Consider the following 14,801-nt stretch of genomic DNA (forward strand, 5'->3'; position numbering starts at 1 on the left):
GGATGCGGTCGCCGTCTTCCCCGGCTGTGCTGGGGTCTGGGGCAGGCGGGGAAAGCTGGCCGGCGGTGTGATCTACGCGCCGGTGTTTGTAACGACCGTCGGCGGTGTCGGCGTTGTCGGCCCAGTCGCCCTGCACCCACTCCAGGTAGGCCAGGCGCGGGCAATAGGCGTATTCGTTGACCATGCGGGCCGGGACGAGGTCGGGCGGGGCGAGCAGGGCGTCGTCGGACATGGCAGTGGGTTAGTGGCCGGCGGGCACGAACAAGCCGAGGCCGAAGTGGCAAAAGTTGCCGAGAGCTGCGCGCTAAATTGCTATTGGCGGGGTAAATGCCCGATATTTACCAACAGTAATTCGTTGTGTGCGATAGACCTCCACGATCCCGAGCGGTGACAACTCGCCGCGTGGTGGCTTGTCGGCCTGCAGGGCCGGCAAGGCGAGGATGGAGCGCACCACCGCGACGCTCAAGAAACCACTCCAAATCGGCCATGTCCAGAAAGTATCGTCTTTGCCGGAACCGCGAAAGCCCGTCGTCTTCAGTTTGGTTCCTGCCGGAAAGACGGGGCACAGAGGCAACCCTTCTGCTGCCAAACGATTGGCGCCCCAAACTGTCTTGATGGGGTCTTTGTCAGGGCTTTTCCAGCGTAAGGCATGACGACGGTCCTCGCTTGGATCGAAGCGTAAATTGAGCTTCTCGTCCTGATACTGCCAACCAAAGAGCGCCTCGTCAATGTGTTTCTTCTCCAACCTTTCCTGTAGAGAGCGTATCTGCTTAAGAAAGTGCTGGTGGCCCTGGCCGCTCATCGTTCGGAAAGCTGTGTCCTCAACATGTTCGCCATCGGTGACTACATCACATGCCAATGCTGCTGCCCACTCCGCTGGCCGATGATCGGCATTGCTTGCGCGGAAGAAAAGGTCTCTCGCCTTGGACGCGTACTCGCGGTACTTTTCGGGCGGGATGTCGTGCGTGTCATTCCAACACTGAGCCGGATGCTTTTCCATCCTTTTCAACGACGGCCTGGAGGGCGACGTGTTCTCGCTCGTCGGGCAACACTGAGCCGGATGCTTTTCCATCCTTTTCAACTCCTCGAAGATGGCATTGACGATCACCGCCTTTTGGCCGACCTCGTCCCTGCCATCCAAATCGGCATGGCTGGCGCGCAGAACGGGCCGCCAGGGTGCGCCGATTTGTTGCCACTTCATTTTCACTTCGGAGTCGGGCCAGGCATTGCTCAACGTGCGCAGGATGCCCAGCGCGCACAGAAAGCCCAGCGGGTTGGCCCCATCGGGGCCGGTGAGGGTGAGTTCAACTGTTGCCATAGTTCACTTGCCCATATCCTTTTGACTCTGGCGGTGGTCGGCCAGCCGGAAGATGGTTTCCAGATAAGCCAGCCCCCACCAGCCGTATTTTCGGGTCAGTTTCCAGAAGCGCTCGGCCACGCCGCTGTCCAGCTGTTCCAAGCCGGTGCGCGTCGCGCCGCGGAGTGTGTGGCCGTAGAGCTCCACTTCCACCGTCTCCGGCTTGGGGTCGTCCACCACCGGCGCAAAGGGGCGGCAGCGCCCGTGATGGCTGGCGATGAGGTGGAGCACCAGGTCCCAATCGTGCGCCTGCGCTTTCAGGTGTTCGTTGTTTTGAATCAGGCTGACCGAGAGCAGTTCGTGGCGCGCGCCGTCGGGGTAGCCGCTTTCGGCTTTCGCTTCCCACTTGCGGGCTTCGGTTCTCGCTTTGGCTTTGGCGATGAGTTTGCTGCGCCCGCGCACGTAGCGTGCATTCATACAGCCATATAGCCAGTCCTGAAAGCGCGGATCGGCCTTGCCTGCATCGTGGAATTGGCCGGCCAGTCGAAAATCTTCCACCAGTTCGTCCGGCAGGCCGCACTGCTTGGCGAACTGCACGGCCAGGTTGGTCACTCCGTCAACGTGCTGTTTGAGCGTCACAAATCCATTAAGCGAGAGTTCGTCATCCTCTTCTGCAAGCGTCGGCTCGTTTCCTGCCTTAGTTGGGGGCGAGGGGAGTCTTCCGGTGATCACCCAGCCAGGGGCGGCTTGTTCATCGCGAGCCGGATACTCCTCGGCCTTGAGTTGCGCGCCTGCCAGCGCCTTGAACAGTTCACGCAGATGCTCCGGCCCGGATTGCGCCAGTTCTTCAAAAGCCGTTTTGACTTCTTCGAGGTCAGGCTTGTCCTCGGCATTGGCGGCTTCCAGCAGCGCACTTCGCGCCGAGCCGTCGGGCAAGTAGGCCAGTAGCTTCGGATGAAGGCGGAACACCAGGTGTCGGCGGGCCTGAAAGCGCGCGGCCTCGGCGATGTCGGGCCGCTCCGGGTTGAGTAGATGGCCGAAGAGGTCCCAGCCGCCATACTCAGCGGGAATGACCACCGTGTCGCCCGGCAGGATGTCGTCCGGGTTGTTGGTGACGCGGCTCTCCATCCTTTCACCCTGGCCGCCGAGACGTTCGCGGCCTCGCTTCTTGTTCTTTGGGCCGCGCCAGATAAGCACGTAGCGGCCATGCTTGTTCGAGTCGCGATCTTCAATCAGGCGCGCACTTTCCACATCGGCCAGGCTATCATCGGCGGCGCGGTCCTTTTGGCGGAGCCAGCGCTTCACCAGATACAGTGGCGCTTGCAGGGCCTCGACGGAAGTCGGTGGGCAGAGGGCGACGGTATCAATGCACGGATCTTCGTTTTGCTCGCTTAACTCTGGCAGGTCTGCCCGCCACACCAATTGCACTTCGGCCTGGCCGCGCTGCGGGCCGTGCAGGAAGATGGACACATCGGGCGTGGGCAGGGGCATCGGCGAGGTCTGCGCCCAGGCGTCAATGTGCGCGGGGAGCATCACCGGCGCATTGAGCGAGTCCTGCAAGAGCGAGTTGCGGTCTTCTTTTTTGTCCTTGTCCAGCGCGTCGAGGTGCGGCTGGAGCGCGGCAATGCCCAAGTCCACGCGCTTGTCGCCTTTGGCGGCTTTTGACTTCTTGCCGCCCTTGCCTTTGGCAGGCTTCTCGCCCGCTGACAAGGTGTTCAGCCACTTCCAGGTCTCCGCCAGCGCCGCGCCATACACCGGGTCATCTTTGGAGTCTTTGGCCTGGCTGGCTTGAATCACCAGCACGCCTTCCGCTTCCGCCGGAATCTTGCGCCCCATGCGGTTGAGGCGGCCAAAGCGCTGGCGTAGGGCGTCCAGACTTGCACACTCGCTCACCAGCCCGTCGAAGTCCAGATTGGCGCCCACTTCAAGGGTTTGGGTGGCCACCACGAACACCGGCGCCTCGAGTTGGCGCGTCTCGCTCTTGTCGGCCAGCAGCAGCTCGAAGTCGGCCCCGCGCTGAACGAGGTCGCGGTCGAAGGGCCGCATGCGCCCAATGAGCAGGAGCGATTTGTGACCTTTGGCTGCCAGCGCGGCGTGAACGGCTTTGGCCGTCGCCACGCGATTGACCATGATGCCGATGGCTTTCAGCCCATTGTTTGCCAGCCTCTCGGCCTGTTCCACCATCGCGCTCACCAGCGCTTCGCGCAGTTTCGATTTGTCATCTTCAGCATTGCCCACCGGCGCAAGCAGGAGGGTCGGCTTGGAAGCGTTCAGCCGACGCGAAAGGATCGGGTGGTTTCGATCCTCATCGTCCAGCTCGAACGGCTCGCCCGCTTCTTCCGGCGGCGTAGCCGTCATGGTGACGAAGTGGAACGGGCCGGGCAGGGGCGTTTCGGCGCACTTGCGGTAACGCGCGATTGCGCTGGCGGTTTGGTAGAACGGCTGGGAGCAGTGGGCCTCGTCCAGCACGATGAGCATGTCGAACGCTGCCAATCCGGCGTGGATAGGATAAGTGAAACCGCTAACGAAGCCGTAACTGCGAAAGAGCAGGCGCGAGCCGATCTGGTCAACGGTGCTGGTGATGAGCGTGGGCTGGGTAGGGGTGCGCGCCCAGTCGTCGTCGCGGTACATGCCACCGCGCAGTTGAAAGCATTGCAGGGGAACAGTCGAATCCGGGCCGGCCAGGCTGAGCAGGGCATCCGCCACTTCCTTCAGGATGCCGTTCTTTGCCTCGGCCAGTCGCCTGGCGATTTTCTCGGCTCGCTTGTGCGCCTCGTCCACGATCACGCGCCGGTCCACCACGAAGGCCATACGGCGCGGGGTGGTGCGCTGGCAGGCGGGCAGAGCGGCCTGCGCCGCCAGCGCATAGACCCACACATCAATCAGTGCTGTCTTGCCGCTGGCGGTGGGCAGTTTCACTGTTTGGGGCCATTCTCCCGCCAACACTTTCGCGGCCAGCCGCTTCTGCCACGGGAACGGTTCGGGCGTGAACGCCTCGGTCTTGTGCAGTTCGGAAAAGAACTTGGCGAAGCGCTCCGGCGTCAACGTCGTCATTCGTCACCTCCCGAACGATAGGGGCGGCATAGACCGTAACCACGGTAGCGCCCTGCGCCCAACAGCACCGGCCCGCGCACCGGCTGATCGAAAATCAACAGCGCGTGGGTGTGCTGGTCGCGCGTCTTGCCGAATTTTTTCGGCAGGGCTGGGAAGCGTCTGGCCGGGGGAACGGCGGTGAACAGCGAACCGGGCATGAGCACGACTTCACGCGGGCGCGGCAGGGCGATACGTTCACACGCCGCAGCGACCATCTCCTCGGCTTCGCTTTCGCCCTTCTTCGGGTAGCGGTCGAGCACAATCGGCGTGACAGTGGCCCAGCGTTCGGCGGGGCCGAGCCACACGGACTTGCGCAGCGTGACCATGCGCGGGAACGAGCTGGTCTCCTGTTCGAGCCGCCACACCCCGAGGCGGCCCAGAGTCAGTTCCAGCGGCCGGGCTTCGTTGGTCTGCTCATCCCACGGAAAGAGCGCGTCCAGCAGCTTAGTCTGTTCGTCTTTGGTCACGTCTTGCGGAATGGCCAGCGCCACGCCTTTCAGCTCGCCATCGGCGTGTTCGTGGCCCACGTTCGGCAGGGCCACAAAGGCCAGATGGCCGTTCTCGCGGCGGCTGCGTTCCCCTTCCGACGTGTGGCCGCTGAGCCATTCCGGGACGGGCGGTCCGATGTGCTTTTCCCACAGGCTGATGGCGGCATCGCGCAGGGTTTTCGCCAGCCAGAGCGCATCGGTGATGTCCAGCGTCGGGCCGGCGGTGCGGCGCAGCACCAGCAGTTCGGCAAAGTGCGAAGAAGGTGTGGGTGCCTTCTCCTCTTCTGGTTCTCGGTAGTAGCCCCACTTGAACGTGCGCGGGCGATACTCGCCGGCCTCTTTATCGCGTTCGTAATCTGTCGTCAGTTCGCCAAGCGTGCGGAACACGCGCAGGCGGCGGGAGTAGTGGCGCTCGTCGGTCGGCACCAGCGTGGGCGGCGGCGGGTTGTCCTCCACCCACATCTGCACCAACGAGGAGGTGTCGCCCAGGTAGCCCACTTTGGCGCACAGCCGCTCCAGCGCGGCGCGGTGTTCGGCGGGCAGTTCCGCACCCGGCCAGATGAGGTACACCGTGTCGCTTTCGGGGATGACGGCGGGGAAGTATCGTTTGTTGCGTTTGCGCTCGGACGGCATCAGTTTGATGAGAGATTTCATCTCTCTCCGGTCGCCATTTGCCGGCACATATACAGGCACAGGCGCACGTTCCTCGGCATTTAAGTCGCGCCTAAAGATAGTGCTTGCTGCATGAAGCTCGTAGTTCAATGAAGCGCTAATTTTGGGGGCATGCAGCGCTTGCAAAAAAAGCAAGCAGTTCTCCTCATCCGAGTCGGCTCCCGTTTCAGCCCAGGCCGCCACCAGCGCCATGAACACACGATCGGGGTGTGGGGGCCATTCCGGCTCCTCTTTCTTGTTGGATGCGGCGGAGGCCCAGCCGCACAGATAACGGATGGCGATGGAGAACATCACGCCTCCTCCTCGCCCTGCTCCTCACCGCCGCGCTCACGGCTGCGAAGAACCATCTCGACCAGATCGTCGCGCGGCGTTAATTTCATGCCGGCTGCGTTCCAGGGCAAACCGGCGTTCTGCGCTTCTTTGACGGCCTGATTGAAAAGTTTCACCGCATCCTCGGCGTTCAAAGAGAAAGCCTCGTTCTGACCTGGAATTTCCCACTGCGGCACACCGGAGGCAACCAGGTCACATTGCGAGCGCAGGTTGTAGCCTTTCTCGCTGCTCAACGTTGCCGCGCATAAGGCGAGCGCAGTGAGCGCCACGCGGCCGGGGAGATCGGCATTGTTGTTGCCGTTCACCGGGAAGCGCAGGCGACGCAGGGCCGGAAGCGAAATCACGGTGATTTGCTGGGCGCGGTCAATGGTGAAGCCGCCGATGGGTATAGGTTTGTCGAACTCATCCAGAATCGGTTGGTCTCTGTTGTCTTTTTGGACGACCAGAGATGGCGTGACATTCCCGTGATTGATCTCGGATGGCTTGCCCTTTTCGCCATAGAGAGCAGGAACTTCGTTCCCATGCTTATCCTTCTTGCGCTTCGCTTTGGTAGGGTCAAGGGTCCAGTCACCGTCCTCCGTCTCATAAACCGGCCCCGCTTTCGAGCTGATTTGCAGCGGATCAAGACGGCCACCCGTGCGCTGGCCGGGCACTGCACCGATACCGATGATCTCGGAAACAATGGCGCGCGGGAATTTGACTCCCAGTCCGCCGCGTGCGCCGGTGGAGTCCCACATGCCAAACACCAGCGCGGTTGGGCAATACCCAAACAGCGCCGTGGCATTTTGCAGGCTCGCGGCGTCCAACGCCGCCCCCGCAGGCGTCTTGCGAAACGGCACTTTCTTTCCCTTGCCATCATCCCAGTTGCTGTCGCGCAAAATCGCGTCGGCGATGCGGTGTGGAGCCTCAAGACTTGTGACCCTGCCGATGAACCAGGCCCCCGTGTCGGAGAAATCCACAGTGATTACCGGCAGCGAAATTCGCCTCTCGTCTACGGCCTCTTGCAGCGCCAACTCCATTCGATTCGCTTGTGATTGCACTGAGTCAAGCAGCACGCAGTCCACAAGCTCACCATTAATCCGGCGCTTTTCAGTGGCGTATTTGCCGCCTTCGTAGGTAGGCGGAAACACCTTCGCCCCTGGCCCGCCGGCGGGTTGCAACTCCACCACGCGCCGCAGGGCAGCGGCATTCCCTGAGACGATCTCTTTCAATCTGTCGAGCGTGAGCGAGTTCATCTGAAAGCCCTCCTTCTCTCTCTATTTGATTGACAAAGGTTTGCGAGGAGTTTTACCCCTCCTCGGTGCACCTAATGTTCACTTTCCCGCGTATAGCGCGGCCGTCTTCCGCGCCTCCTCGGCCACGGCCCGCCGCAGCGATTCGGGCGCGAGCACCTGCGCGTGGCTGCCGTACTGCATCACCCAGCGCTGTATCTCGCCCAGCCCACTCGTCCACAGCCGCAGCGTCAGGCGGCCATCGTTGTGCTCTTCGAGTTGGGCAGTGGCGTGCCAGCGCCGCACGCGCTCTTCGGTTTGCTCCACCAGCACGCGCATCGGCAAGCAATAAACCAGCCGGCGCGGTGTTTGCTTGCGGATTTCGTCACCTGCATAGCGCCGGCGCCATAGCCATGCCAGCACAATGGCCTCGGTCTTGCCGGCGCCGGTGGGCGCCTCCAGCAGGGCGGGCCAAGGGGCGGCCTCGGCCAGCCGCGCTTGATAGTCGTAGGGCAGGTTGCCTGTTGCTTTTTCGAAGAAGCACTCAAAGCTCATTTTCTTGCTCATGGCCTTGATTATATCATGTAGTTTTTTTAAAGCGCGAACACGTATCTAAATCCTTCATTTATTAAGATTTAGTTATAAATTTAATAATTCACATTTCTTGAATATTATACCCCGTGCACACCACATGTATTTCCACCTCCTACGCATAGATTTTTGCTGCGGCGCTGAGGCTCTCGGCAACCCGCTGACGCAACGCCAGCGGAGCGAGCACTTCGCAATCCGGCCCCCACTGGCGAATCCAGGGCAGCATCTCCATCGGCTCGCTCACGCGCACATGAAAATCGCACCCTCCATCCGCCCGTGGGACGATGCGTTGGGTGGGGTGCCAGCAGCTCTCTTGCACGCGCTCGGCGGCCGCACCGGGGCGAAAGCGCAGGTGAACCTCGGTAGGCTCAGCCGTCCCATCTCCCCAGTTCACCCCCCATGCCCGCGCCAGCAAGGCGTAGGGATCGAAGTCAGGCGGGATGGTGTACTGCTCCGAGGTGCGCGTGACGCGAAGGATGCGCTCCACGGCGAAGGTGCGCAGCTTGTTGCGGGAATGGTCGAAGCCAAAGACATAGGTTAGGCGCGTGCCCAGCGGGCTTGGCTCAATGAAGTACACGTCGAACGGGCGCGCCAAATCCCCTGTGTTCTTGTAGTGCACCAGCACCCGCCAGCGTCGCTCCCACGCTTCGGTCAATGCGTTCAACACCTGGACATAGGTTTCATCGTGCGCATCGCGTTGATCGCAAATCTCCGCCGTGCGCCGAATGTGAGCCGCCAGGACCGGCGCGATTCCTTGGGTGGCCTGGGACAGGGCGAACAGGGCGCGCGCGGTGGCCGGGAGGCGCTTATCCTGCTGATAGGCATGGGTGCGCGCGGCCAAGAAGAGCGCCATCACCTCCTGTAAGCCCAGCCGCACATTCAGCTTGTAATTCTGGGGCGGCAGATACACCCCCAGGCGTCCGCGCTCCAGCAGCACACCACATTCATGCTCCAGGTCGCGCAGCATCCGAAAGACCTTGGAGCGATGGCAAGCGAAACGCTCGGTCAGCTCCTGAATCGTCACCCACCGACCGGCCCGGCAAAGATACTCAGCCAGTTCAACCAGTTGCGTCGCACGTTTTGAGGCCAGCATGTCTAAGTTTTAGCAGATCGGGGAGCGGAAAATGGCAACTTTGCTGCGCAGCGAAGCGATGAGTTGCGTCGCGAAGGCGGGAACCATTTGCGCAACAGGCTGAAACGCCCCTTGTGTTCGCATGGCAACTCCCCGAGCTTCTCTAAAACGAGCAAATCGTCGTAAATCGTCGTTTTGCTCACTCCCAAGCAGCCGGCCAGCTCCTCGGCGCTGGCCTCGCGCTCGCTCAGGATGGCGACGAGCTTCCTCAGGCGCTGATGCTTCGTCTGCTTATCACCGAACATAGCGGCATATCTCCGGCTGGCTTGCTTTGGCTATACAGTAGCAAGGCCGAGTCGCAAATTCGGCGACTGTGGGTGTGCCTTTCGTGCTTCACGCCTCGCTGCGAAGGAAACCCTCTGGCGCGTGCGAACGGCGCCGCCGTGTGCAGGGCTTACGCATCAGAAGCTTTAAGGTTCTGCGCGGCGTAAGCTAGGACTGTGAGCAGGAAGTCATCGCCGCGGGCTACGCGCAGGTGTCTGGCCTTGCTCCCGCGCTCGCCTCCAATTGAGGACGCTCAGCGCCACCCGACGCAAGACCGCGCAGTTCTCCGCGCTCCGCCCGGCGTGCACTCGGCTGAGGTCTTCGCCGGACACCACATCCAGCACCCAGTGCGCGCCGCACGCGCAAAGTGCTGCACATCCTGCTTTCAGACTGGTTACACTTGCTCCCGTTCGGTCTGGCCCACACGCCGCCCGCGCGCACATCCCCCACCGCCCCCGCTTCGGCCAGGCATCTACCTCCGCCGCGCATGATTGCCTTTGAGCGCAAACCCATACTCGCCCCTGCGCTGCTGGTTGCGGCGCGCGTTTCGCTTTTGCGGATGCGCCGCGTCGGCGGACCACCCCACGCCCGCGCCGCGTGACCTGCTTGAGCGCTTCAGGCAACGCCGCAATCTCGTTGCGGGCCGCTTCCGGGCGCACCACGCCCTCAGCCGCCGATGCAGTGAGGTGCGCGCTCGCCAGAAGGCGACATGGCTAAGGTGTCTCGTCACTCATCACCGTGATTCTGACTGTGGTGCGTAAGCCCTGCAATTCCCCCCGCGAATGATTGATGCGCCGCGCCTGGGCTGATATAATTTGCTCACGCGCCCAGGTGGTGGAATTGGCAGACACGCTATCTTGAGGGGGTAGTGCCGAAAGGCTTGCAGGTTCAAATCCTGTCCTGGGCATGTCAAGCGCCTTGGTTGCGCAAAGCAGCCAAGGCGCAACCGCTTCTCGCCGACGCGATGGGCACGCTCACACCGCATGAATCCCAGCGGCGGTGGTCGGTCGGCCTGGTGATATAAAGGGGCCATGGCATCCCCAACATGCTATGCCTTCGTCGGCACCTACACCAACGGCCGGCGCGAGGGAATTTTTGTCTTCCGCTTCGACGCGGAACGTGGGACGGCGCAGTCGCTCGGCGCAACCGAGGGCTTGTCCAATCCGTCGTTCCTGGCCATCCATCCTTCGCGGCGCTTCCTATACGCCGTGAGCGAGGTGGGGGACTTCGGCGGCAAACCGGCCGGCGCAGTGAGCGCATTCGCCATCGAAGCGCAAACCGGCACGCTCCGCATGCTCAACCAGCAATCCTCGGTCGGCTCGGGGCCGTGCCACCTGAGTGTGGACGCGACCGGGCGATGGGTCCTCGTCGCCAACTACGGCAGCGGCAGCGTCGCCGTGCTGCCGATCAATGCAGATGGATCACTGGCCGAAGCCAGCGACTTCGTGCAGCATCACGGCGCCAGCGTCAACCCGCAGCGACAAGAGGGGCCGCACGCGCACTCGGTCATCCTCGATCCGGCCAATCGCTTCGCCTTCGTCGCCGATCTCGGTCTAGACCGGGTGATGATCTATCGCTTCGACGCCGAGCGCGGCAAGCTGACGCCCAACGAGCCGGCGTTCGCGCCGGTGAAACCGGGCGCCGGCCCGCGCCACTTCACCTTTCATCCCGGCGGTCGCTTCGCCTACGTCATCAACGAGCTGGACAACACGGTGACCGCGTTCGCCTACGACGCCGAGTGCGGCGCGCTGCGCGCGCTGCAGACGATCTCCACGCTGCCGGAAGGCTACGCGCAGACCAGCTACGGCGCCGATGTGCACATCGCGCCAGCGGGGCGCTTCCTGTACGGCTCAAACCGCGGACATGACAGCATCGCCATCTTCGCCATCGCGGACGACGGTCGGCTATCGCCGCGCGGCCAGGCGCCGACGCATGGGCGCTGGCCGCGCAACTTCGCGCTGGATCCCACCGGCCGCTTCATGTGGATCGCCAACCAGGAAAGCAACGCCGTGACGCTCTGCACAGTGGACGAAGCAACCGGCCAGCTCTCAACGCGCGATCAGTTTCACGTCCCCAAGCCGGTTTGCGTGAAGTTCGTCGTCGCAGGCGGCGGCTGAGGGAGCGTCTTCAAAGGGTCGGTCTGTGAAGTCGGCGATGATCCCCCACGCCGGTGCGCCGCCCGTCACCCGGCCGAGCGCGATTCGATGATAATCATGGGGTGTGGATCGGTATTGATGCCAGCCGCGCGACCGGCGCGCGTCCGACCGGAACCGAGCGTTACTCGCGCGAAATCATCGCCGCGCTCCTGGGCATCGCGCCGCAGCATTGCTTTCGCCTCTATCTGCGCGAGGCACCCGACGAGCGCGCCCCCTGGCTTCTGCTTCGCCGGTCAGACGGCATTCAGCCGGTCGTCATCTCCCGCCGCCGGCTGTGGACGCACCTTGGGCTGGCGCGCGAGCTGCGCGCGTGCCCGCCCGATGCGCTGTTTGTGCCGGCGCATGTGCTGCCGATATCCTTCATTCGCCCGTCGGCGCGACGGCGCATCCATACCGTGGTCACCGTGCACGACGTAGGCTATCGGCGCTTCCCGAATGCGCATCCGCCGGTCCAGCGCTGGTATCTCGACCTCGGCACGCGGCTTTCGGTGCGCTGCGCCGATGTCATCATCGCCGACTCTGAAGCCACCCGACGCGACGTGATCTACTTCTACGGCAGGGGCGTCGCCGATGATCGCGTCGTCGTGGCCCATCCCGGCCCGTTGCTGCCGGTAGCCGTGCGGGAGGACGAGGCGCGCCGCGCGCTGGCCAAGTTCGGGCTGGATGGCGGGCAGCCGTATGTGCTGCACATCGGCACGCTTCAGCCGCGCAAGAACCTGCGCCGCCTGATCCAAGCCTGGGCGCGCTTCGTGGGCCGATCCGGTGCGTCGGAGATTCGCCTGGTGCTGGCCGGTGGGCGCGGGTGGGGCCGCGAAGACCCGCGCGCGGAGGTTGAAGCGGCCGGTGTGCGCGCCTCGGTCGTCTTCGCGGGGTACGTGAGCGAGATCGAGAAAGCGGCATTGATGCGCCACGCGCGGGCGTACGTCTTCCCCTCGCTGCACGAAGGCTTTGGCTTTCCGGTGCTCGAGGCGCAATCGGTCGGCGTGCCGGTCGCGTGCAGCAACATCTCGTCGCTGCCGGAAGTCGCCGGCGAAGCGGCGCTGCTGTTTGACCCGTTCGACGTCGAGGCGATTGCGCGCGCGCTGGAGATGATCCTCGGCGACGAGGCAATGCGCGCGCGGCTGATCGAAGCCGGGCGCCGCAATTTGGCGCGCTTCTCCTGGGATGCCTGTGCGCGCGTCGTGCTCGCAAGCCTTGAAGGAGCAAAACGGGGAGCGTAAACGCATGTCTGAAGCCTTGCCATGCAAGGCAGCGCGACCCGGGCCGGTGGCGGCCATCGTCCTGGCCGCCGGAACCTCGTCGCGCCATCGCGGCGTCAACAAGCTCTTGTTGCCTTTCAAAGATGGCGCGGTGATTCACTGCGCGGTGCGGGCCGCGCGCGACGCCGGCGTCGCGCCTCTCGTTGTCGTAACCGGTCACCAGCGCGAGCGCATCGAAGCGGCGCTTGCTGGGCTGCCCGTGACCTTCGCGCACAACCCGCGCTACCGCGAAGGGGAGATGCTCTCTTCGATCAAGGTTGGCCTGGCTCGCTTGGAGGGCACGGATGTCGAGGCGGCGTTCATCGTGCCCGGCGACCAGCCTCTGCTGCCGACGTGGCTGTTCCGGCGCATGCAACAAGCGTTTGTCCAGGGCTGCGGCGAAATCATCGCCCCCAAGTTCGGCGCCGCGCGCGGGCATCCCGTGCTTATAGCGCGGCGATGGTGGCCGATGGCCCTGGCGTTGCCGGACGGCGCGCAGATGCGCGCGTTGTTGCACGCTCATCCCCAGGCCGTCGCTCACATCCTGGTCAACACCGACGAAGTGCTGCTCGATGTGGATACACCCGAAGCCTATCAGCAGGCGTTAGGACGTCTGTGACAATCACCACTGATCCAGATACAAGTCCAGGTCGTCCGGCGAATCGAGGTCGAGGCAAATTGAATCCGAGCGAAACCAGATCGGTTGTATGCCATGTGCGAGGGCGCGCCGGGCGTGGCGCAGCGCGCTGTTCGCCCCAAAGTCGAAGTCAATGACGTCAGGTGGCTTGAGCAGAAGCGCATTTGTGCCGCGGCCGTGTCGGTCGGGTGCGATGACGACGCAGCGCTCGCCGGCGTGCTGCGCCGCCGCGAGCATGCCCTGCACGTCCGTGAGGCTCAACGCTGCCAGGTCAGAGGGCAGCACCAACACAGCCGAAGCGCGCGCATAGCGCGCGCGTGCTTCGCGCAGCGCCGCGTTCAGCCCGCGCCGGTGCTCGCGCATATGCCCGACGCGCCAGCATTCGGCCCACGCCGCCACGCGCGCGTCGCGGCTGATGACGATGATGTCGCCGACGCCCGGCGTGGACTGCAACGTGTGCACAATGCGGCGCAGCGAGCTGCGCGTCAGCTCGATTCGGTGCGCCAAGTCGAGCTTTCCGCTCAGGCGCGACTTGCCATCGTTGAGCGGCTTGACCGGGATAAATGCAGTGACGCGGGAGGCGGTTGGATGGCGGTCAGCATCACCGATTTGCATCCGTGGATCGGACAGGTTGTTTTTGCGGCGGCAAAGATAGGTTGAGCTTGCAGCCGCCCATCTTCTCCGGGCGCAGCCGGTCGGCGAAAGTGACGACTTCGCACGCCAGCCGCGCGCGGTCATCGGCATTGCGCATGAGCGTGTCGGCCAGCAGTACGCCCATCCCCATCGCCTCGATGCGCGGTTGAAGCTCAGCGTCGCGCTCGTCGAGCACGAACCCGTTGAGGAACTCGGCATAGTGCTGGGCGACAGCAGCAGCCGAGGGTTCGTCGCCCAGCTCGCGCATCAGTTTGGCCGCTGGCCCTTTCACCGCCTCACCGCCGATGATCGGCGTGACGGCGATGATCGGCGCGCTGGCGTTCAGCAGCGCATCGCGCATGCCCGGAACCGCCAAGATCGGGTCTATGCTCAGGTATAGGTTGGATGGCGCAATGACGATCGTGTCGGCTGTCTCGATGGCGCGCAACGCAGCGGGCAACGGCTCCGCTTCCCCTGCCCCCTCATAAATCAAGCTGCGCACTTCGGGTTGCCAGTGCAGCTTGACGAAGTATTCCTGGAAGTGATACAGGCCCTCCTCGGTGTCCACGACCGTGCGCACGCGATCGTTTGTCATGGGCAGGATGCGCGCCGTGACGCCCAGGCGTTCGGATAGGATTCGTGTCGCTTCGGCCAACGTTGCGCCGTCGCGCAGCATCTGCGTGCGCAGCAGATGAGTGGCCATGTCGCGATCGCCGATGTGAAACCAAGGCGACGCGCCATATCGCGCGAGCATGTCAAAGTTGTGAAAAGTGTCGCCTGCGATCCCCCAGCCAGTCTCGGGATTGGCGATGCCGGCCAGCGTGTACATCACCGTGTCAAGATCCGGCGAGATGTGCAAGCCGTAGAGTTCGAAGTCGTCGGCGGTGTTGACGATGATCGTCAGCGACGCATCATCCATGCTGCGCGCCATGCCGTCGGCAAGCTTCGCGCCGCCCACACCGCCGGCAAAAACCACGAAATTCATGCGCTCCATTGTGCGCCAGACCCCCTGATCGCGCAAGCAAACGGACTGACGGGAGCGCCGGCGCAGCGAGGGCG

General features: G+C 63.5%; 13 protein-coding genes and 1 tRNA gene. 4 read left to right on the forward strand and 10 right to left on the reverse strand.

The genetic code is table 11. The features are described 5' to 3' along the window. The 8 genes from GXH28_RS02635 to GXH28_RS16930 form a co-directional block, all read right to left on the reverse strand. On the reverse strand, positions 1-232 hold a 232-nt coding region (locus GXH28_RS02635; RefSeq protein WP_445082637.1), incomplete at its 3' end, for a CRISPR-associated protein Cas4. A 72-nt stretch (positions 233-304) separates the two neighbouring features. After that, positions 305-1,318, reverse strand: coding sequence for a type I-G CRISPR-associated protein, Cas3-extension family (locus GXH28_RS02640; RefSeq protein ID WP_169237465.1), 1,014 nt, complete (start codon positions 1,316-1,318; stop codon positions 305-307). Between the two features lie 3 nt (positions 1,319-1,321). Beyond that, positions 1,322-4,351: a type I-G CRISPR-associated helicase/endonuclease Cas3g gene (gene cas3g, locus GXH28_RS02645; RefSeq protein ID WP_169237466.1), complete on the reverse strand. Its 3,030-nt coding sequence runs from the start codon at positions 4,349-4,351 to the stop codon at positions 1,322-1,324. Further along, complete coding sequence (gene csb2, locus GXH28_RS02650; RefSeq protein ID WP_240550144.1) at positions 4,348-5,841, reverse strand: type I-G CRISPR-associated protein Csb2; 1,494 nt, start codon at positions 5,839-5,841, stop codon at positions 4,348-4,350. The genes cas3g and csb2 overlap by 4 nt, the downstream gene beginning before the upstream one ends. Then, the gene (cas7g, locus tag GXH28_RS02655; RefSeq protein ID WP_169237468.1) at positions 5,841-7,115 is read right to left on the reverse strand and encodes a type I-G CRISPR-associated RAMP protein Csb1/Cas7g; all 1,275 of its coding nucleotides are present in this window, start codon (positions 7,113-7,115) and stop codon (positions 5,841-5,843) included. Before cas7g ends, csb2 begins: the two co-directional genes overlap by 1 nt. A gap of 78 nt (positions 7,116-7,193) precedes the next feature. Then, positions 7,194-7,658 (reverse strand): DEAD/DEAH box helicase, encoded by a 465-nt coding sequence (locus tag GXH28_RS02660; RefSeq protein ID WP_240550133.1) that lies wholly within the window; start codon positions 7,656-7,658, stop codon positions 7,194-7,196. Between the two features lie 139 nt (positions 7,659-7,797). Beyond that, positions 7,798-8,775, reverse strand: a complete 978-nt coding sequence (locus GXH28_RS02665; protein ID WP_169237469.1) for a helix-turn-helix transcriptional regulator — start codon at positions 8,773-8,775, stop codon at positions 7,798-7,800. Between the two features lie 2 nt (positions 8,776-8,777). After that, positions 8,778-9,059: an HTH domain-containing protein gene (locus GXH28_RS16930; protein WP_169237470.1), complete on the reverse strand. Its 282-nt coding sequence runs from the start codon at positions 9,057-9,059 to the stop codon at positions 8,778-8,780. Between the two features lie 844 nt (positions 9,060-9,903). Between GXH28_RS16930 and GXH28_RS02675 the strand changes: the two genes are divergently transcribed. From GXH28_RS02675 to GXH28_RS02690, 4 genes are all read left to right on the forward strand, one after another. Continuing rightward, a tRNA-Leu gene (locus GXH28_RS02675) sits at positions 9,904-9,985 on the forward strand. A 124-nt stretch (positions 9,986-10,109) separates the two neighbouring features. After that, on the forward strand, positions 10,110-11,195 hold the full coding sequence (locus tag GXH28_RS02680; RefSeq protein WP_169237471.1) for a lactonase family protein: 1,086 nt from the start codon (positions 10,110-10,112) through the stop codon (positions 11,193-11,195). A 101-nt stretch (positions 11,196-11,296) separates the two neighbouring features. After that, complete coding sequence (locus tag GXH28_RS02685) at positions 11,297-12,454, forward strand: glycosyltransferase (RefSeq protein WP_169237472.1); 1,158 nt, start codon at positions 11,297-11,299, stop codon at positions 12,452-12,454. Positions 12,455-12,458: 4 nt separating this feature from the next. Next, positions 12,459-13,091 (forward strand): nucleotidyltransferase family protein, encoded by a 633-nt coding sequence (locus GXH28_RS02690; RefSeq protein WP_169237473.1) that lies wholly within the window; start codon positions 12,459-12,461, stop codon positions 13,089-13,091. Positions 13,092-13,094: 3 nt separating this feature from the next. On the opposite strand, the gene cofC is transcribed toward GXH28_RS02690, so the two are convergent. Both cofC and cofD read right to left on the reverse strand, forming a co-directional pair. Next, entirely contained in the window at positions 13,095-13,724 is a 630-nt protein-coding gene (gene cofC, locus GXH28_RS02695) for a 2-phospho-L-lactate guanylyltransferase (protein WP_169237474.1), read from the reverse strand. After that, positions 13,711-14,727: a 2-phospho-L-lactate transferase gene (gene cofD, locus GXH28_RS02700; protein ID WP_240550134.1), complete on the reverse strand. Its 1,017-nt coding sequence runs from the start codon at positions 14,725-14,727 to the stop codon at positions 13,711-13,713. Before cofD ends, cofC begins: the two co-directional genes overlap by 14 nt. Between the last annotated feature and the right edge of the window lie 74 nt (positions 14,728-14,801).

Origin of the sequence: Candidatus Roseilinea sp. NK_OTU-006, assembly GCF_012931985.1 — a bacterium.
Taxonomy (GTDB): Bacteria; Chloroflexota; Anaerolineae; order J036; family Brachytrichaceae; genus JAAFGM01.